This is a genomic window from Paraburkholderia sp. D15 (genome assembly GCF_029910215.1).
GTDB lineage: Bacteria > Pseudomonadota > Gammaproteobacteria > Burkholderiales > Burkholderiaceae > Paraburkholderia.
In genome coordinates, this window is the sequence record NZ_CP110396.1 from 2,883,380 (window position 1) to 2,901,314 (window position 17,935).

General features: G+C 66.1%; 18 protein-coding genes. 5 read left to right on the forward strand and 13 right to left on the reverse strand.

Features of this window, described 5'->3' with window-relative positions; all coding sequences use genetic code 11:
* Window positions 1–52: 52 nt before the first annotated feature.
* Both LFL96_RS32665 and LFL96_RS32670 read right to left on the reverse strand, forming a co-directional pair.
* Entirely contained in the window at window positions 53–2,254 is a 2,202-nt protein-coding gene (locus LFL96_RS32665; protein WP_281002020.1) for a S8 family serine peptidase, read from the reverse strand.
* Window positions 2,255–2,619: 365 nt separating this feature from the next.
* Entirely contained in the window at window positions 2,620–3,885 is a 1,266-nt protein-coding gene (locus tag LFL96_RS32670; protein ID WP_281002021.1) for an MFS transporter, read from the reverse strand.
* A gap of 291 nt (window positions 3,886–4,176) precedes the next feature.
* On the opposite strand from LFL96_RS32670, the gene LFL96_RS32675 reads away from it, so the two are divergent.
* Window positions 4,177–4,923: a GntR family transcriptional regulator gene (locus LFL96_RS32675; protein ID WP_281002022.1), complete on the forward strand. Its 747-nt coding sequence runs from the start codon at window positions 4,177–4,179 to the stop codon at window positions 4,921–4,923.
* Between the two features lie 182 nt (window positions 4,924–5,105).
* Here the strand turns inward: LFL96_RS32675 and infA are convergent, their stop codons facing one another.
* From infA to LFL96_RS32690, 3 genes are all read right to left on the reverse strand, one after another.
* Entirely contained in the window at window positions 5,106–5,378 is a 273-nt protein-coding gene (gene infA, locus LFL96_RS32680) for a translation initiation factor IF-1 (RefSeq protein ID WP_281002023.1), read from the reverse strand.
* A 141-nt stretch (window positions 5,379–5,519) separates the two neighbouring features.
* Entirely contained in the window at window positions 5,520–5,801 is a 282-nt protein-coding gene (locus LFL96_RS32685; protein ID WP_281002024.1) for a hypothetical protein, read from the reverse strand.
* Window positions 5,802–6,471: 670 nt separating this feature from the next.
* Window positions 6,472–6,690, reverse strand: a complete 219-nt coding sequence (locus LFL96_RS32690) for a hypothetical protein (RefSeq protein ID WP_281002025.1) — start codon at window positions 6,688–6,690, stop codon at window positions 6,472–6,474.
* A gap of 193 nt (window positions 6,691–6,883) precedes the next feature.
* On the opposite strand from LFL96_RS32690, the gene LFL96_RS32695 reads away from it, so the two are divergent.
* From LFL96_RS32695 to LFL96_RS32705, 3 genes are all read left to right on the forward strand, one after another.
* Window positions 6,884–7,528 (forward strand): PAS domain-containing protein, encoded by a 645-nt coding sequence (locus tag LFL96_RS32695; protein WP_281002026.1) that lies wholly within the window; start codon window positions 6,884–6,886, stop codon window positions 7,526–7,528.
* Window positions 7,529–7,625: 97 nt separating this feature from the next.
* The gene (locus LFL96_RS32700; protein ID WP_281002027.1) at window positions 7,626–7,817 is read left to right on the forward strand and encodes a DUF1653 domain-containing protein; all 192 of its coding nucleotides are present in this window, start codon (window positions 7,626–7,628) and stop codon (window positions 7,815–7,817) included.
* A 100-nt stretch (window positions 7,818–7,917) separates the two neighbouring features.
* A complete protein-coding gene (locus tag LFL96_RS32705; RefSeq protein ID WP_281002028.1) occupies window positions 7,918–8,112 on the forward strand; it encodes a YqaE/Pmp3 family membrane protein in 195 nt (64 codons plus the stop codon).
* On the opposite strand, the gene LFL96_RS32710 is transcribed toward LFL96_RS32705, so the two are convergent.
* On the reverse strand, window positions 8,109–8,417 hold the full coding sequence (locus LFL96_RS32710; RefSeq protein ID WP_281002029.1) for a 2Fe-2S iron-sulfur cluster-binding protein: 309 nt from the start codon (window positions 8,415–8,417) through the stop codon (window positions 8,109–8,111). The genes LFL96_RS32705 and LFL96_RS32710 overlap by 4 nt on opposite strands.
* Before the next feature lie 152 nt (window positions 8,418–8,569).
* On the reverse strand, window positions 8,570–10,546 hold the full coding sequence (locus tag LFL96_RS32715) for a sigma-54-dependent Fis family transcriptional regulator (RefSeq protein WP_281002030.1): 1,977 nt from the start codon (window positions 10,544–10,546) through the stop codon (window positions 8,570–8,572).
* Window positions 10,547–11,015: 469 nt separating this feature from the next.
* Between LFL96_RS32715 and LFL96_RS32720 the strand changes: the two genes are divergently transcribed.
* Entirely contained in the window at window positions 11,016–11,306 is a 291-nt protein-coding gene (locus LFL96_RS32720) for a DUF1488 domain-containing protein (protein WP_281002031.1), read from the forward strand.
* A 76-nt stretch (window positions 11,307–11,382) separates the two neighbouring features.
* Here the strand turns inward: LFL96_RS32720 and LFL96_RS32725 are convergent, their stop codons facing one another.
* From LFL96_RS32725 to LFL96_RS32750, 6 genes are all read right to left on the reverse strand, one after another.
* The gene (locus tag LFL96_RS32725; RefSeq protein ID WP_281002032.1) at window positions 11,383–11,913 is read right to left on the reverse strand and encodes a cytochrome b/b6 domain-containing protein; all 531 of its coding nucleotides are present in this window, start codon (window positions 11,911–11,913) and stop codon (window positions 11,383–11,385) included.
* Window positions 11,914–12,122: 209 nt separating this feature from the next.
* Complete coding sequence (locus tag LFL96_RS32730; protein WP_281002033.1) at window positions 12,123–13,424, reverse strand: NCS2 family permease; 1,302 nt, start codon at window positions 13,422–13,424, stop codon at window positions 12,123–12,125.
* A 277-nt stretch (window positions 13,425–13,701) separates the two neighbouring features.
* A complete protein-coding gene (locus LFL96_RS32735) occupies window positions 13,702–13,962 on the reverse strand; it encodes a DUF4148 domain-containing protein (RefSeq protein WP_281002034.1) in 261 nt (86 codons plus the stop codon).
* 166 nt (window positions 13,963–14,128) lie between these two features.
* Complete coding sequence (locus tag LFL96_RS32740) at window positions 14,129–14,902, reverse strand: slipin family protein (RefSeq protein WP_281002035.1); 774 nt, start codon at window positions 14,900–14,902, stop codon at window positions 14,129–14,131.
* On the reverse strand, window positions 14,899–16,662 hold the full coding sequence (locus LFL96_RS32745) for a nodulation protein NfeD (protein WP_281002036.1): 1,764 nt from the start codon (window positions 16,660–16,662) through the stop codon (window positions 14,899–14,901). Before LFL96_RS32745 ends, LFL96_RS32740 begins: the two co-directional genes overlap by 4 nt.
* 84 nt (window positions 16,663–16,746) lie before the next feature.
* Window positions 16,747–17,799 carry an AraC family transcriptional regulator gene (locus tag LFL96_RS32750; protein ID WP_281002037.1) on the reverse strand — a complete coding sequence of 351 codons (1,053 nt, stop codon included), beginning with the start codon at window positions 17,797–17,799 and terminating at the stop codon, window positions 16,747–16,749.
* Window positions 17,800–17,935 lie beyond the last annotated feature (136 nt).

The following is a 17,935-nucleotide window of genomic DNA, read 5'->3' on the forward strand; positions in this document are numbered from 1 at the left end:
CTTCATGCGCGGGAACGGGATTCGATTCAGGCTCTTGCGGCGTGCAGCGTGCTTAGGGGAAGTAAGACTCCATGACCGCCTTGATCGACACGTTGCCGATCGGCGCCGGGGAACTGACCATCACGTAGTACGTGCCCGAAGTCGGCCGTGCCGCCGTGCAGACCGCCGCCTGTCCGCCCGCCATGACGGAGGTGCACGCCGGATTGACCATCGACGCGGTGCCGAACTTCATCGACAAGGTCGCGACGTCACGCGCGTTATCGGGCGCCAGCGTGAACGTGAGACTCTTCGCGCCCACCAGCACCATCTTGCTGAACGGCTGGGGCGGAACCGACACCGAGAAATACTGCTTGTCCGATGCATTCATCGGGAAACGCACGCTGTCGAAGGCGTCGGTGATGTCGGTCACCAGCATCGGCGCAACGTCGACGCGGCGGGTCACCTTGCTCACGAATCCGTTCGCGTCCGTTACCGTCAGCGTGAATTCATAGGTGCCCGGCTGCTCGAAATCGAGTTCGGGGTTGGTCGACTTCGTCGACGCGGTATCTCCGCCCGGTGCGCCGAAGTTCCAGACCCACGAACGGATCGGCGCGCCGCGCGCGCTGGACAGATCCGTGCAGGACACGTGCATCAGTTGACTGCTCTGCCTGCAACTGAAGTTCGCCGCGGCCGGAATCCGGCCTTGCCGGGCGGCGACGACGGCCGCGGTCGCGTCCAGAATGCCCGTGCCGATCGGCTGGTCCAGTTTGCCGATAAACGGCTGCACGTTCTGCGTGAGCAACGTTCGCAGTTCGGCGGGCGTCAGCGGCGTCGGCGCGACGGACTGGATCAGCGCGATCACGCCGCTTACCGCCGGCGCGGACATCGAGGTGCCCGAGGCGAACGCATAACCTTCGGTTCCAGGCGTGCGGGTGCCGTTGTTATACGTCGACCAGATCGAATCGCCGGGCGCGGCAAGATCGACCGTCGGCCCGAAGTTCGAATCGACCCAGCGCGACCCCCAGCGATTGCTGCCGCCGACGCTGATTACATTGCGGCAGTTGGCCGGCGAGAAGTTGGTCGCGCTGGTCGCGTTGTTGCCGGCTGCCGCGACCACGGTGACGCCACGCGAGGCGGCGAAGTCGAGCGCGTTCTGCAACGTGGTTTCGCAGCCGCCGAGGCCGCCCAGGCTCAGGTTGATGACCTTGGCCGGATTCGCGTTGACGGGCGCGCCGGACACCGTGCCGCCCGCCGCCCATACGATGCCGTCGGCAATGTCGGACGTGTAGCCGCGCCCGCACGCGTTCATCACGCGCACGGGCAGCACTTTCGCGTTCGGCGCGACCCCGGCGATGCCGTAGCCGTTGTTCGTCAGCGCGGCCGCAATGCCGGCAACGTGTGTGCCGTGCCAGTCGACCACGCAGGTTTCCGTGGTGACGCCGGGGTTGGTGCCGTTGCCGCCGCGATTGGGCGACAGGAAGTCGAAACCGGGCAGCATGTTCGGATTCAGATCGCCGTGGCTGGTCACGCCGTTATCGACGACCGCGATCACCGAGCCCGCGCCGTTGGCGAGATCCCATGCGCCTTCCGCGCGAATGCCGGGATAGCTGTTGCCGGCTTTCTGGTTCGAGCTCAGGCTCCATTGCTTCGTGTAGTCCGGATCGTTCGGCGCCATCGCGGTCGACATCTCGCGGTCCGCCTCGATATATTCGACGTTCGGGTCCGAGGCGATCGCGCGCATGAACGCTTTCGCGTCCTTCATGTTCAGCTTGCGTTCGGTGGTGAGCACATCGGCGCCGACGCCGGTGCGGCGCACATGCCGCGCCTTCGACGGAAAAGCCGCCGACAGCCGTTGCAAACGCGATTGCACCGCCGAGGTCGAGCCGCCTTCCGCACTGCCGCTGCGATACTTGACGATGAAACGGCCGTTGCTGGCATTGGTTTCGAGCCCGTCGGTGTTCATCTTCAGCGACAGCGCGAGCGGCACCGTGGCCGATTGCGCGGCGAGCGTCGCGGCCTCGACATCCGCGTGCGCCTCGGGCGAACTGGTTTCGACGCCGCTGTCGCTCGCTTCGCCGATGCTGCCGCCGCCGCACGCGCCGAGGGCGAGCGCGAGCGATAGCGATAGCGACAGCGCGGTGGCGCCGGCGAACGCCCGGCGTGGCGTGGTGATCGAGGTGATCGAGCCGATCATGGTGCTTGGACGCAGCGTGCGATGCGCTGCGTGGGTGTGGCGGATGGTCTCCCGCGCGTTCCGTTGTGTGTTGTCGTGCATCTGTCTTGAACCCCTGGTTACCGATGGCAATGCATGCGCTGCCCGACGTCTTCGCGATGTCATCGATTCGCGTGCACATCAGGATGGCTAACTAATCACTGCCGGTAACTTCCGCGACGGAGGCTCTCTTCAGTCTGCATGGAAGGTCACAGCGCGCAACGAAACAATCCGTTCGCGGTGACAGGAGGCCGTTGCAGGGAAGTCGCCAGGCAGTGGATGATTTAGCTTGATCAGGAGATTAAATTTCCTGGCGACGATAAGCAATCAGGCGTTTCTATTTGTGTGTAGGAGAAATCGCCGGATGTGTAGGAAGGCGCGTGATGCGCCCTCGCGAAGTCGAAACGGAGCCGGCCGATGCGTGCCGCTCAATGCCACCGCGTATAGCTGCGCGGCGAAAACACCAGGCTGAGCGCGAGCATCGCGACCACGCAGGCCGCGAGCATGATCCATGCGCCGCCGAAACCGCCGTTCCACGTGCGCACCATGCCGGCCACCATCGGCGCGAGCGCGGCGACCACGAACCCGACGCCTTGCGTGAAGGCGACCAGCTTGCCGGCCAGGCGATGGTCGGCGGCATGGTCCATCGCGGTGACGAGCGTCAGCGAAAACGTGCCGCCGAGCCCGGCGCCCGCGATGCCGACCCAGAACCACGCGGCCGTGTCGGGGCACAGGATCAGGCCGAGCAGCCCGGTCAACTGCGCGGACAGGCCGAGCGCGAGCCACGGACGACGGTCGCGGAACGGCGCGGCCGCCAGCGGCAGCAGCAAGGCCGCCGCGGCCTGGAACACCGTCATGCCGGCCAGCAACGCGCCGCTGGCCGCGACGCCGACGCCGCGCTGCTGATAGAACGCCGGCAGCCACGCGACCAGACTCGTGTATCCGCCGTTGACGATGCCGAAGAACAGCCCGAGCGTCCACGCGCGGCGCGTGCGCCAGAGCGGCACGGCAGCGTTGGCGCTGCTGTTCGCGCTGCTGTTGGCGCTGGCATTGACGCTGGTGTTGACGTGGGCAGGCGCCATCGTGGCCCGGTGCGGCGCCTGTCCCGCCTGCACCGGCAGGGTCCGGTTCAAGACCAGCCAGCCAATCAGCGCGACGATCGCGGGCAGCGCCCACACAGCGAGGCCCGCATGCCACGATCCCAGCGCGGCGCTGACGCGCGGGCTCACGCTCGCGCCGAGCCCGCCGCCGCCCATGATCGACGCGGAAAACACGCCCATCGCGAGCGGCACGCGTGCATGAAAACGCTGCTTCATCACGGCCGGCAGCAGCGCCTGTACCGCCGCGACGCCGATGCCCGCGAGCCCGGCCGTCATCAGCAGCGCGGCGCCGCTGGCGGTGGCCCAGCGCGCGCCGCAGGCCAGCGCGATCGCCAGCAGACCGAGCGCGACGCCGCGCGTCTCGCCGAGCACGCGGGTCAACACGCCCGCGCCGAATGCGCCGATGCCCATCGCGATCACCGGCAAACTGGTCAGCAGCGACGCGCCGTAAAAGCTCAAGCCGGTGGCGGCGCGGATCGTGCCCATCAACGGACTGATCGACGTCAGCAATGGCCGCAGATTCACGCCGATCACGACGATCGCGCCCAGCCACAGCAGATCCCGCAAGCTGAGCGCGCGGGCGGCGTCGTTCACGGGAGGGGAGGCGGGGGAGGCCGGGCGGCTGCGGGAGGGCGAATTCACGATGGACCTTGAACGGGGAGTGCGATTTTTGGTCAACCATATTAACTTAAAATGGTTAACCATTTTTGCAATGTCCGGTATAGCGCGAGGCATCGGCGAAAGACGCCGGCGAACGGTGCGGATGAATGGCGCGCGGCGCGCGCCGCCGCTAGAATGCCGGGCGATGCCTGTGCGTGTTTTCAGATGTTTTCAGGTGCTCGCACGCATCCGCGCGCTTACTCCCAGTCACGCACCACTCGAACCATGGCCTCACGCTCCCCGCGTTCTTCATCCCAGGGCACGTCAACGCCCGCACCCCGCAGCAGCCCGATCGACGACGACGGCGGCGTCGAGGCACGTATTTATGCGTCGATCACCGCGGCCTTGCTGCAGGGGCGTTTGCGGCCGGGCGCGCAACTCGTCGAACGGGATCTGGCGGCCGCGTTCGGCTGCACGCGCGGCGCGTTGCGCAAGGTGCTGGCGCGGCTGGGTTTCGAGGGCAAGCTGGTGCTGGAGGCGAATCGCGGCGCGTTCGTGCCGTCGCCGTCGGAGGACGACATCCGCCAGGTGTATCGGGCGCGGCAGATCGTCGAGGCGGGCATCGTCGCGGCGCTGTGTGGCGAGCTGAGCGCCGCGCACAAGCGTCGTCTGCGCGCGCACGTGCGCGCCGAGGAAAAGGCGTCGAAAACCGGCGCGGTCGATGAATCGGTGCGCCTGGCCGGCCAGTTTCACGTGCTGCTGACGGAACTGGCGGGCGGCACGGAACTGCTCGGGCTGGTCGGGCAACTCGTCGCGAAGACCGAGCTTTACAAGGCGCTGTTCGATCCGTCGAAGGGGTCGGCCTGTTCCGCGGACGAGCATCTGCGCATCATCGAGGCGCTCGACGCGGGCGATCTGCCGGTGGCGCTCGCCGCGATGCGCGAGCATCTGGCGGAACTGGAGGAGCGGGTAGTCGCGCAGGTGCGCAGAAGCGCCGCCGGTGACGATCTTGGGGCGGTGTTCGGGGAGTGAGGCAGTGCGGGCCGCATGAGCCGCATGAGCGAAGCGGCCGCGCGGAAATGCAAAACGCCGGTGCCGCTAAAAAACGGGACCACCGGCGAATCGGTAAAGCGGCAAATCGACGCGGTAAATCGATGCGGCAAATCAATGACGCGGGGACGTCAACGCCCCGTCAACCGTGCATCAACGCCGTATCAACGCCGACGAGCCTGTGCGGGACGTGCCCCGCCGCCGCCGCTTGCGCGTTCGTCTTTATGACGGAAGTTGATCCGGCCCTTGGTCAGATCGTAGACCGACAGTTCCAGCGTCACGCGGTCGCCTGCGAGGATACGAATGTGATTCTTGCGCATGCGTCCGGACGCGTAAGCGCCAACCACGACGCCGTTGTCGAGCGTCACGCGGTAACGGCTGTCCGGAAGTACTTCGTCGACGATACCGTCAAGTTCAAGCAGTTCTTCTTTCGCCATGCATAACTCCTGGTCGATGGGATAACGGTTGCTGGTCCACCGGCGACGCCGGGCGGCACAGCGGGAAATTCGGCGGCAGCTAACGCGTGGGTTCGCTGCCAGCGGCATCGGCATTCACGCCGATGACCGCGCTTACAGTCTTTACAGATCGGCGACGGACTGACCGTCCACGCGACCGTCGATCAATTGCTGGGCGTGGGCCATGCACGCGATGCGCGCCTTGCCCGTGCCGTCGAACGGAAACAGGTACTGCAGGCGGAACACCCGGCCGTCGGCCGCCGCATTGGCGCCCACGCGGCAGATGCGCACCGACGCGTCGTAGCCCGCATCCGCGTTCCGGCTCGTCTGGCCGTCCGCCGGACGGCGCGGATAGACGAGCGGATGAATTTCATAACCCTTGTACGTCTTGACAGCTGAAATCATGAGACACATGTCCTGTATTACGTGGCCGGCATGTCACGCGTGTTAAGCGCGGCATGGCGGGCCGGGCGGCGCAGCACCCTCGGGGCGCGCCGCCATGGAAAAAGGTTGGCACAGGCCCGGTGGCAAGGGCTTGAGCGCGCCGCGCAAAATCGCGGATTCGATGGAGAAGAAACGCGCTGATGTCGCTCAGACCGTGGGCGCGTAAAAGCTGAACACTCAGCTGCACAACTCGCGACGGCGAATGCAGGCGGCGCATTGCCGGAGTGACGGGATCGCCGGAAAGCGGCGGTCGAACAGTCGGGGGTGGTGCGGAGATACGGGGTTGAAACTGCCCGGGACTGCCTGATCTTGCCTCGGCCGATGCTGCCCGGGGTGCTATCTGGATGTGACCTGCGCTTGTTGCGCCGCGCACTGCATGGTATCGGCTACCGCTGCCACCGAACTTATAGGCCGCAGCTATTCCAATATGATGCCCTAAATGGGCCGGATTGGATAGCAAAAACTTCCGCGCGAAGGCAAGTGCCCCGTCTGGCGGGGCTTTGCGGGGATGCGGGGCAGTGCGCGCCAGGCGCCTTGCATGGACGGCACGCCGCATCGGGCGGGTTCGCCTCGTTGCGCACGAATCGCGGCCCAACGGGGCGCGCGCGGCACCGGTCTGCCCGGCGGCGCCTCAGCGTGACGATTCGGCCACGCGCTTCTGCAATTCGCGCGACGCCGCGAGCGGAATGCGGGCGTCGTCCCAGACGGCCAGCCATTCGACTTCCTTCGCGGTGAAAATCTGACCGTGGTTGCGCAGCGTGTACTGCAACGAATCGATGATGTGATTGCGGATGATTTCGGGCGTGCCTTCGTCGTCGAGCACGGCGCGAAACGCTTCGAGCGTGGCCATCGGTTGCTCCGTGAAATGGTAGAGCCTGTTATCGCACGAAAAAAATCGGCTTGCCACGCGGTCAAAAATCGCCGCCGGGGGAGGGCGGGGAGAGGGCGTTGAAAGGGCAATTCGCGGCCCCGGGGCCGGATGGCTACAATGGCGAGTTGCCGCGCGAGGCCGCCGGCCTTTTCCGTTCCTCAGCCACGTTTCCATGCGCAAGACAACCGAGTCTCCTGTCAAAGATCTGCTGCTGCAGCGCTACGCGCCCATCGCCGACGGCATTGCGGCGCTGTTCTATCCGTGCGCCGAGGTGGTGATCCACGATCTGCGCGATCAGACCATCGTGTATCTCGTGAACAATCTGTCGAAGCTGGAAGTCGGCGGTCCGTCGGTGCTCGACGAGGTGCACTACGCGGCGCGCGGCCAGACCATCGGGCCGTACGAGAAGCTGAACTGGGACGGGCGGCGCATGCGTTGCGTGAGCAACATCCTGTTCGACGACGCGGGCAAGCCCGCGGGCATGCTGTCCATCAACTTCAACATCGCCGTGTTCGAGGATGTGCGTTCGACGCTCGATCTGTTCATCAAGGGCGGCACGCTGAGCGACGCGCCGGCGGAAGATCTGTTCCGCGACGACTGGCAGGACCGCATCAACACGTATCTGCACACGTGGCTGCGCGAGCGGCAGATCGGCATCAATGCGCTCACGCGCGAGCACAAGCGCGAGATCGTCGAGGCGTTGCACGCGCAAGGCGCGTTTCGCGGACGCAGTTCCGCGAACTACGTGGCGGCCGTGCTGACGATGGGACGCGCTACCGTCTACAAGATTCTGAAGCAGATGAAAGAGGGCGGTTGAACCTCAGGCATGCGCCGCGCGGCCGGTAACGGCAAGCGGCCGGCAATCGTCAACCGGCAACATCAGATACCACACGCCAACAAGGAATCCCCGAACAATGCATTACCGGCACTACAAAGGCGGCCTCTACGAACGGGTCTGCGAGGCGACGCTGGAGTCCGATCCCAGCGTCACGATGATCGTGTACAAAGCGGCCAACGGCACGATCTGGACGCGTCCGGCGTCGGTGTTTTTCGAACTCGTCGAGGTCGACGGCGTGAAGGTGCCGCGCTTCGCGGCGATCGACTGAACGCGCGCCTTCATCGCGTCCTTCATCGCGCCCGTCGTCATGCTCGTCGTCATGCATCCCCCACGCTAATCGTTACCCGTCAACAAAAAAGGAATTCCGAATGCGTCTCCTGCTCGCCATCATCCTGCCGTGGTTCCAGTTCTTCACGATCGGCCGTCCCATCGCCGGGATCATCTGCCTGATTCTGCAGCTCACGGTGATCGGCTGGATTCCGGCCGCGATCTGGTCGGTCTATGCGCTGAGCCAGTACACCACCGACAAGAAAATCGCCGCGGCCATGCGCAATTCGCGCTAACGCGGCGTCGATTCGACCGCGTCGGGCACGTCGATCACCAGGTCGGTTTCCGCGATCGCCACGCACGGCAGGATGTAGCCCTCGGCCTTTTCCTCGCGGCTGAGGCCGGGCCATTCGATCGTGTAGCGCACGCGTCCGGCGGTCAGCCGGCACATGCACGTGCGGCACGTGCCGTTGCGGCACGAACGCGGCAGGCGCAGATTCGCGAAGCCGGCGGCTTCGAGGAGAGTCAGCGAATCGGGCGCTTCGAAACGTTGGCCGAGCGGTTCGACGAGCACCATCGGCGGGCGGGTTGAATCGGACATCGTGCGGGTCTGTGACGGGGTGCGTCACACTTTACACGGTGCGCGCGCCATGCAGCGCTTCGATGCGCGGTACTCGACGTGGCGCTTGAACGAACCGCTTCGGCGGATCGCTTCTGTAAGTCGGTTCAACGAAGCGCTTTAAAAACAGCGCCTCATTGAACCGTGCCGCCGCGTCGCAAATACCGGTACACCGTATTACGCGCCAATCCCAACTCGCGGGCGGCCGCCGACACGTTGCCGTCGAGCCGCGCGAGCGTCTGCGCGATCAACGTGGCCTGCCAGTCCTCCATCCTTCCAGGAGTCGTCGCCGCAGCCGCAGCCGCGGCAGACACCGGCGACACCGCATCGTCGCAATCCTGCAGAAAATCCTCGGGCAGATCGTCGAGTTCGATCTGCTCCGCGCCCTCGGCCATGATGCTCGCGGTACGCAGCACGTTGGCCATCTGCCGCAGATTGCCCGGCCAGCGGCATTGCGCGAAACGTTCGAGCACCGCCGCCGACACCCGCCGCGGCAAACGCTCCGCCTCCGGTTGCAAGGCGAGCATCCGCGCGACGAGGGCCGCGAGGTCGCTGCGCTCGCGCAGCGCCGGCAGCGTCACGACGAGTCCGTTGATCCGGTAGTACAGATCCTCGCGGAAGGTGCCCGCCTCGATCATCTCCCGCAGGTTGCGGTGGGTCGCGCAGACGATCCGCAGATCGACCGGAATCGCGCGTGTGCCGCCGAGCGGGACCACCGTGCGCTCCTGCAGCACGCGCATCAGCCGCACCTGCTGCGCCAGCGGCATGTCGCCGATTTCATCGAGAAATAGCGTGCCGCCGTCCGCCTGCACGATCTTGCCGACGCTGCCGCGTTTCTTCGCCCCCGTGAACGCGCCGTCTTCGTAACCGAACAGTTCCGCTTCGATCAGCGTATCCGGCAGCGACGCGCAATTCAGCGCGACGAACGGCGCGCTACGCCGCGGCGAATCGTGATGGATCGCACGTGCGAGCCACTCCTTGCCCGTGCCGGTTTTGCCGAGCACGAGAATCGGAATATCGCGGCCGCGCAGTTTGGCCACGCGGCGAAGGACCGCGGCCATCTGGGCGTCGCCGGTATCGAGCGTGTCGAGCGTCGCAAGGGGGGCGGGCGGAGCGGGTTCGCCGCGCGACTGCGCCAGCGCCGCAGCTGGCGAGCTCGACGACGCACCCGCGCCGGATCCGCGCGATGCGCCCAATCCCGCCGTCGCGACATCGTCCAGCGACCCCACATAGCGCGGCGCCGCATACTCGCCGCGCGCCACCACGCGCACGCCGCTCGGTAACGTCAGTTCGATGTTGTCGCCGGGCGCGCGCGTAATGCGCTGCATCAGCTTCGGGAACGCGATGCCGAACAGTGCGTCGATCGGCTGGCGTTGCAGTTCGGCCAGCGGCTGGCCGAATTGAAACAGCGCGCTGCGATTGGCCGACAGGAATGTGCCGTCCGGCGCGAACGCCGCGAGCCCTTCGAACAGCGTGCCGATGAATTCCGTGCGCGCGTGAAAATGGACGCGGATCGCATCGGCGAATTGATTGGAGAACAGATGATTCTCGATCATCTGCGCGGACATCCTGACGAGCGCCAGCGTGTGTTTGTGAAAGCCGCGCGTGTCGCCGCTCACGTCGAGCGCGCCGATCGCGCGGCCGAACGGATCGGCGATCGGCGCGCACGAGCAGGTGAGAATCCGGTTCGCATGCAGAAAGTGTTCGCCGCCGTGCACGACGGTCGGCTGACCGTCGACCAGCGCGGTGCCGATCGCATTGGTGCCGCGATCCGCCTCGGCCCATGACACGCCCGGACACAGCGCGACGCGATTGGCCTTCTCGACGAAGTCGCTGTCGCCGAGGCTATGCAGGATCACACCCTGGCTGTCGGTGAGCAGCACCATGCTCTGCGTGTCGACGATCTGCGCGTGCAGCGTCTCCATCACCGGCAACGCGTGCGTGTACAACGACTGATTGCGTTCGACCAGCTCACGCAACGCGAGCTGGCGCAGCGGATGGAAGTCCGGCGTTTCCGACGCGCGCAGCCCGATCTCGAGCGAGCGCGCGTGAGCTTGCGCGATGACGTCTGGCCGGCCGATGCTGGCCGGCGAGGCAGGGCGATGGGTCAAAGCTTGTCTCCGGTAATCGGATTCGACGGGTGCGTTGCCCGCGATCGGTGCCGCAACGCAACATGGCATGCCGCGGCTCAAGACCGATATTACAGGACGAAGCGGATTGCGCGCGGCGAAGAAAAACCTTGCACGGGCCGCGCGGCACACCGCAAAAAAACCGCGCCTCGCACCAGAAGCAGGCACGCGGCAGGCACGCAGCAGGCACGCGGCAAGCAAACGGCAACCTGACAACTAGCGCTCGATCAACCCAACGACAAGGAAAACTTGCGCCGCGCCAGAACTCGTCTAGAGTGAATCAAATCACCTTTCGCAAGCCGCGCAGCGCGCGGCGGACATCGTCAGGTGATCAGCCCGCGTCGCTCGCATTGGACAAGGAGGAAGCAGCGGCAGGCGCGATCAGTCGCAACCGGCATGCGCATAACCCGGCGATATTCATGCGCGGCGCCCAACCTTGCAGGTGACTCCCATGCAGATCCTGTTCCCGAACGAATCTCCCGAATATTCCGGCCGCGAACTCACGCTGGCTTTCCCGGCCATGGTCGATGGGCAAAGGGTGGAATGCATGATCACCGCTGAAGCGCTGGAGGACCATTTCGGCGCCGCATCGCCACGACTCGAAGACATGGTCGGCGCATTCGACGCGCATCGCGCGCGGATCGAAGCCGCCACGCGGCGTCTGCTGTCGGAAACGCGCGCGCAGTGCCTCGTGCTGAGAAGCGGCTACGTGCGCTTCTACGAGGCGAACTGGCGGAACTGAAGCCGGCCCTCGAAACCGGCGCCCGGAATCATCGCGGGAACGGGCCGGCCTGGAGCGGACCCGGACGGCGCGAGCGTCAGATCATGCGCCGCAGCGTCCGGTCCTTGAAGATCGCGTGATGCGCGATCGCGGCCAGCGCGTGCAGGCCGATCACCCAGTAGAACGCATTGCCGAGCCATTCATGCGCGCCCTTGAGCAAGGGCCGCGCGGCCGGGTCCGCGCCGATCAGCGTGTAACTCACGTTGACCCACGCGAGCGTGACCGGATGGCCGCCCGCATTGATCATCAAGATACCGAGCAGCGGCTGCGCGAAGATAAACACGTACAGCGCGAGATGCGCCGCGCGCGCCAGAAACGCGAGCAGCCGGTTAGTGTCGATCTCGGCGGGCGCGCCGGCCCACAGACGCCATAACAGCCGCAGCACGGCAAGGCCGAGCACGAGATTGCCGGCGCAGAAATGCACGTTGCTCCAGAACACGCGGCTGTCGCTGCCTTTCGGGCCACGGATTTCGATCGCCAGATAGGCGAGCGCGACGAGCAGAAAAATCGCCCAGTGAAAGAAGATGGCGGGCTTTGTATAGCGATCCGTTTCGCGCGGATAGGGCATGCGGGGCTCCTGGGTGCGGGGCGAGCGTTTTTATCGATCGTCGGATGATAAACGGCGCCCGTGTCAAACGGGCGCCGCCCAAAAAAAGCTCGCGGATGCAGGTGGGAGCGCGCTGCTTTGGCGGCACGTCTTCGGCGCGCGTCGAACGGCGCGGCGCGCTGACGGCCTGACGCGCTGGCTAATCGCTCACTCGCTTATTCCTTACCCGCTCACTCGCTGCCGAGATAGAAATAACGGAACAGGAAGATCACGGCGATGATCCACACCACCAGCTTGACCTTGCGCGCCTGACCCGTCAGCAGCTTCAGGCCCGCGTACGAGATGAAGCCGAACGCGACGCCGTTGGCGATCGAGTAGGTGAACGGCATCAGCAAGGCGGTCAGCGCGGCCGGGACGACTTCGGTCGCATCGTCCCACGGCAGGTCGAGCATTTCGCGCAGCATCAGGCACGACACGTAGAGCAGCGCCGGTGCCGTCGCGTAGCCGGGCACCACGCCCGCCAGCGGCGCGAAGAACAGCGCCGCGAGAAACAGCACCGCGACGGTCAGCGCGGTGACGCCGGTGCGGCCGCCCGCCTGCACGCCCGACGCGCTTTCGATATACGCGGTGGTCGACGAGGTGCCGAGCATCGAGCCGGCGAGAATCGCGGTACTGTCGGCCAGCAGCGCGCGGTTCAGGCGGTGCATCTTGCCTTCCACCAGCAGCCCCGCGCGATTGGCGACACCCATCAGCGTGCCGGTCGCATCGAACAGTTCGACGAGGAAGAACACCAGGATCACGTTCAGCACGCCGCTCGACAGCGCGCCGCGAATGTCGAGCTGGAACAGCGTCGGCGAGATGGACGGCGGCGCGGAGACGATCCCGTTGAAGTGATTGCCGCCGAAGAAAAAGCTCAGCACCGTCACGCCGACGATGCCGATCAGGATCGCGCCGCGCACGCGCAGATAGTCGAGCGTGACGATCGCGAAGAAGCCGATCACCGCGAGAATCACATGCGGGTTGTGCAGATCGCCGAGGGTCACGAGGGTGGCCGGATTGCCGACCACCACGCCGGCCGTCTTCAGCGAGATGATCGCGAGAAAGAGGCCGATACCGCCGGTGATGGCGATCCGTATCGAATGCGGAATGCCGTTGACGATCACCTCGCGCACGCGGAACAGCGTGACGATCAGGAACAGGCAGCCGGAGATGAACACCGCGCCGAGCGCGGCCTGCCACGTGAAGCCCATGCCCTTGACCACCGTGTACGCGAAGTACGCGTTCAGACCCATGCCGGGCGCGAGCGCGATCGGGTAATTGGCATACAGACCCATGATCACCGAGGCCAGCGCGGCCACGATGCAGGTCGCGACGAACACCGCCTCTTTCGGCATGCCGGCGTCGCCGAGAATCGCCGGGTTGACGAAGATGATGTAGGCCATCGTCAGGAAGGTGGTGAACCCTGCGAGCACTTCGGTGCGCAGGTTGGTGCCGGCGGCTTCGAAGCCGAAGTAGCGTTTGATGGCGTCCATGTGGCGAGTCTCTCGTCGTTCGGAAAGCGTTTGTTGTGGTTGGGACGAAGGCGGTGGCCCTCTGCGGGGCATGCCGGAGGGGCGAGATGATACCTTGCCAGCGCGAGGGGCGGCGCGGCAAGTGGATTTACGAAGTTGTGGGCGGGGTGTTGAAAGGAACGCGCGCGTACCGGCGCGACCACCGCGTGGCCGGCACGCGGCGGTTGCCCGATTGCGGTATGCCTACCGAGTGCCTATCGCGTGCCGACCGCGTGCCGACCGCGTGCCTACCGCGCGATCACTGCGTCACCGTCGCGCCGGCCGCTTGCGCACGGCGCGCGGCGACGATGCGTCCCGCGCGCTGGGCATTGCTCGGGTAGTCGATCCAGTCGAGCGGATCGTAGCCGGCGGCGAGCCAGTCGGCGAGATCGGCCTTGACCTCCGCGCGCGTTTTCGGCGCCGACGGGTCGTTCGAATGCGCCGGCGTTTGCGCGAAGGCGATGTTCATGCTCATGGCGGTCAACAACGCGCCGAGTCCAGCGAGGGATGCGATTTTCATGACGAGCTCCCGGGGAGCGTTAAAAATAATGCCGCATTCTAGTTTTTGCCCTACAGGTCGAGTAATGCGGCCCGAAGCAATGCACTGTTTCCGACGCTGGATCAATTCATCCCACGTCAATGCGACGCCTATGCCACGCCGATGCGCGCGTTCGATCCGCCGAGGCTCACGCGGGCGGCGGCCGGCTGAAGCGGTCCAGCACCGCGCTCAGCAGATCGATCGGCAGCGGAAACACGATCGTCGAATTCTTGTCGGCGGCGATCGTCGTGAGCGTCTGCAGATAGCGCAACTGCATCGCCTGCGGCTGCCTCGCCAGCGTCTGCGCGGCTTCCAGCAGATGCTGCGAGGCCTGCAGTTCGCCTTCCGCGTGAATCACCTTGGCGCGCCGCTCGCGCTCCGCTTCCGCCTGACGGGCGATCGCGCGGATCATCGTTTCGTTGATGTCCACGTGCTTGATCTCGACGATCGATACCTTGATGCCCCACGCGTCGGTCTGCGCGTCGAGCACCTTCTGGATGTCGGCGTTCAACTGTTCGCGGTCGGCCAGCAGTTCGTCGAGTTCGTGCTTGCCGAGCACCGCGCGCAGCGTCGTTTGCGACAACTGGCTGGTCGCCTCGAAATAGCGCGCCACCTGGATCACCGCCTTTTCCGGATCGACGACGCGGAAGTACACCACCGCGTTGACCTTCACCGACACGTTGTCGCGCGTGATCACGTCCTGCGGCGGCACGTCGAACACGACGGTGCGCAGATCCATGCGCACGGCCTGCTGCACGACCGGGATGATCAGCACGAGGCCCGGGCCCTTGACCTTCCAGAAGCGTCCGAGCATGAAGACGACGCCGCGTTCGTACTCGCGGAAAATCCGGATCGACGAGGCAATCAGCGCGGCGACCAGCAGAATGAGAATGCTGCTGAAGCCGAAGGTGAAACCGATCATGAGCGTTCTCCCGATGGGTGGGCTGCCTGTCGTTGTTCGTTTCGTTGTTCGTTTCGTTGTTCGTTTCGTTGTTCGCGTCGTTGTTCGTGCCGTTCCGCTGGCCGTTGCGGTTGTCGTTCTTCCGGCACCACGGTCAGCGTCAGGCCACGCCGCGCGGTCACGCGCACCGCGTGGCCCGCCGCGAGCGGCGTTGCGCAGCAGACGCGCCAGCGCTCGCCGTGCACCTGCGCCCAGCCGGAGAGCGGCGCCGCGAACGGCGGCGAATCCGGCGCCGACGGCGCTAGCGGCAGCGGAAGCCGGTCCAAACCCCGGTCCCAACCCCGGCCCGAACCCGGGTCCGCATCGACAGGCGCGGCGGCCCCGTCATCCTCCGCGGTCAAGCCGCCGTCGAGCACCACGCCGACGCTTCCGATCAGCGCCTCGCCGCCCGTCACCACCGGCCGTCGACGGGCACGCAGCGCGAGCCGCGAGACCCCAAGCACGAAGAACACGCTGAATGCGACGACGGCGGCGATCATCGGCAGCGGAATGCCGTAGCCGGGCACGTCGGTGTCGATCAGCATCAGCGCGCCGATCACGAACGCGACCACGCCGCCGAAGCCGAGCGAGCCGAAGGTCGGCAGGAAGGCCTCGCCGATCAGGAACGCGATGCCGAGAAAGATCAGGCCGAGGCCGACGTAGTTGACCGGCAGCATCTGCATCGCGAACAGGCCGACCAGCAGGCTGATCGCGCCGGCCACGCCGGGCAGCAGGAAACCGGGATTGGCGAATTCGAAGAAGAGTCCGTACATGCCGATCATCAGCAAGACCAGGGCCACGTTGGGATCGGTGATCACCGCGAGGAAGCGGCTGCGCCAGTCGGCTTCGAGCACGACAAGCGGCGCGTGAACGGTGGCGAGCGTGATGTCGCCGGCGGCGGTCGTCACGGTGCGGCCGTCGAGCTGGCGCAGCAGGTCGGGGACGTCGCGCGCGTTCAGATCGACGACGTGTTGCGCCAACGCTTCGCCGGCCGACAGGCTGACGGCTTCGCGCACCGCGCGCTCGGCCCAGTCGGCGTTGCGCCCGCGTAGCTGCGCAAGGCCGCGGAGGTAGGCGGCCGCATCGTGGACCTGCTTGCGCAGTTCGGTCGACTGGGTGTCGAGCGGAAGTGTACCCGGCGCCCCCGGCATGCTGCTGCCCGCCGGCGGTTGTGCGCCGCCCATCGCGATCTGGATCGGCGTCGCCGCGCCGAGGTTCGTGCCGGGCGCCATCGCCGCGATGTGGCTCGCATAGACGATATACGTGCCGGCGCTCGCGGCCCGCGCGCCGCTCGGCGCGATGAACGTCGCGACCGGCACCGGCGACGCGAGGATCGCCTTGATGATCTGCCGCATCGAGGTATCGAGGCCGCCGGGCGTATCGAGTTGCAGCACGGCAAGTTGCGCGCGCTGATCGGCGGCGCGCTGCAGGCTGCGGACGATGAAGTCGGCGCTGGCCGGACCGATCGCTCCGTCCACGGGGATCACCACGACGCGGCGCGGCGCGGCCGGCACGCTCGCCGTCGTTGTTGTTGTTGCCGACGCCACCCCGACCACGACGACCTTTAAGGCTTCAACCGTCTCCGCTCGCTGCGCCGCCTCCGCTTCGCACCACGCGAACGCAACAGCCAAAAGCACGCCGAGCGCGGTCAAGCCGCGCATCAACCGGCCCGCGACGCCACCGCGGATCAGCGGCACGCGCACGCCGGACTGCCGGAACGGGAGACGTAATGACGTGCTCATCGCTGACGGCCGCCGCGCCGCGCCGACGGGAAGCCGGACGGCGCGGGCCGCACCCTCTGGAAAGGCAGGCCTGCTCGTTACAGCTTAGTCCGATTCCACCGATTCCGCGCGCCGCGTAAGCTCGCCGCGCACGGCGGCGGGGCGGTAGTCGGTCGGCCGCATGCCGGTCCACTTGCGGAAGGCGCGATGGAACGCGCTCGGCTCGGCGAAGCCGACCGACGCGGCGATGTCGGCGATCGTGCGGTCGGTGTCCTGCAACTCGCCGATCGCGATGTCGCGCCGCAGATCGTCCTTGATCGACTGATACGTATAGCCTTCCTGCTTCAGATGGCGGCGCATCGTCGCCTCGGCCACGTTCAAACGTTCCGCCATGCGATCGGCGGCGGGCCAGCCGGACATCGGCAGCGCGCGCAGCAGCTTGCGCACGCGGGCGGCCAGCGAACCGGCATTGCGGTACTTGACGATGAAACTGGCCGGCGCGTCGCGCAAAAACGGCTTGACCGACTTGGCGGTCTGGATCACGGGCAGCGCGAGAAACGCGGGCGACAGATCCACGTACGACTCGGCCTGATCGAAGTGCATCTGGTCGCAGAAAATCAGTTGGTACTCGCGCGCGGAGGGCGGCTCGGCGCAGCGAAAGCGCGCTTCGAACAGCGGAATGCGGCGCCCGACCAGCCAGCACAGCAAGCCATAAACCAGAATGAACCACGTCGCATAGGCAAACATGGCGGGCGGCTTCGCGCCGTCGCGCACGACGAACCTGAGCCGCACCCGTTGCGCATCGATGTCGATCTGCGCGCCGAGGTCGTCGAGCACCAGCTGCATGAAACCGACCGCGCGCTTGAGCGCCTGCTCGCCGTTGCGCGCGGTGAGCGCGGTGCGCGTCATCGCGACGAAGCTGCCGCTTTTCATGCGATGCGAATCCTGGCCGAAGAACTCGTCGTCGAGCGCGCGTGCGATGCCGGCCCACAGCGCGCCGTATTGCGCGGCCGACACGCGGCTTTTCGGCGACGCCAGCATGGGCGCGGCGATGCCGGCCGCCTCGGCGAGCGGCGTCGCGTCGAAGCCGCTGGCCCGCGCGAGCGCGAGGGTTTCCCCGACCATGCCGACCGAAATCGTGCCCTTGTCGTTTTTCATCGGATACAGGTCAATCTGGCAAAAGCGCTCAACGTTTTCCTTGTGATGTCTTGTTGCAATGCGCCAAACCCTTATATGAACGGCATGAAGCGGTTTCGCATGGTATCAGTATGGCAAATGCGCTCAGCCAGAATGA

What these genes read in the sequence shown, in the direction of transcription:
- LFL96_RS32665 (WP_281002020.1), bottom strand. Translation starts at nt 2,254, where the DNA reads ATGCACGACAACACACAACGGAACGCGCGGGAGACCATCCGCCACACC.
- infA (WP_281002023.1), bottom strand. Translation starts at nt 5,378, where the DNA reads ATGGCGAAAGAAGAACTGCTTGAACTTGACGGTATCGTCGACGAAGTA.
- LFL96_RS32725 (WP_281002032.1), bottom strand. Translation starts at nt 11,913, where the DNA reads ATGCCCTATCCGCGCGAAACGGATCGCTATACAAAGCCCGCCATCTTC.
- LFL96_RS32750 (WP_281002037.1), bottom strand. Translation starts at nt 17,799, where the DNA reads ATGAAAAACGACAAGGGCACGATTTCGGTCGGCATGGTCGGGGAAACC.
- LFL96_RS32695 (WP_281002026.1), top strand. Translation starts at nt 6,884, where the DNA reads ATGCGCAAGACAACCGAGTCTCCTGTCAAAGATCTGCTGCTGCAGCGC.
- LFL96_RS32730 (WP_281002033.1), bottom strand. Translation starts at nt 13,424, where the DNA reads ATGGACGCCATCAAACGCTACTTCGGCTTCGAAGCCGCCGGCACCAAC.
- LFL96_RS32700 (WP_281002027.1), top strand. Translation starts at nt 7,626, where the DNA reads ATGCATTACCGGCACTACAAAGGCGGCCTCTACGAACGGGTCTGCGAG.
- LFL96_RS32675 (WP_281002022.1), top strand. Translation starts at nt 4,177, where the DNA reads ATGGCCTCACGCTCCCCGCGTTCTTCATCCCAGGGCACGTCAACGCCC.
- LFL96_RS32710 (WP_281002029.1), bottom strand. Translation starts at nt 8,417, where the DNA reads ATGTCCGATTCAACCCGCCCGCCGATGGTGCTCGTCGAACCGCTCGGC.
- LFL96_RS32735 (WP_281002034.1), bottom strand. Translation starts at nt 13,962, where the DNA reads ATGAAAATCGCATCCCTCGCTGGACTCGGCGCGTTGTTGACCGCCATG.
- LFL96_RS32690 (WP_281002025.1), bottom strand. Translation starts at nt 6,690, where the DNA reads ATGGCCACGCTCGAAGCGTTTCGCGCCGTGCTCGACGACGAAGGCACG.
- LFL96_RS32745 (WP_281002036.1), bottom strand. Translation starts at nt 16,662, where the DNA reads ATGAGCACGTCATTACGTCTCCCGTTCCGGCAGTCCGGCGTGCGCGTG.
- LFL96_RS32740 (WP_281002035.1), bottom strand. Translation starts at nt 14,902, where the DNA reads ATGATCGGTTTCACCTTCGGCTTCAGCAGCATTCTCATTCTGCTGGTC.
- LFL96_RS32705 (WP_281002028.1), top strand. Translation starts at nt 7,918, where the DNA reads ATGCGTCTCCTGCTCGCCATCATCCTGCCGTGGTTCCAGTTCTTCACG.
- LFL96_RS32720 (WP_281002031.1), top strand. Translation starts at nt 11,016, where the DNA reads ATGCAGATCCTGTTCCCGAACGAATCTCCCGAATATTCCGGCCGCGAA.
- LFL96_RS32685 (WP_281002024.1), bottom strand. Translation starts at nt 5,801, where the DNA reads ATGATTTCAGCTGTCAAGACGTACAAGGGTTATGAAATTCATCCGCTC.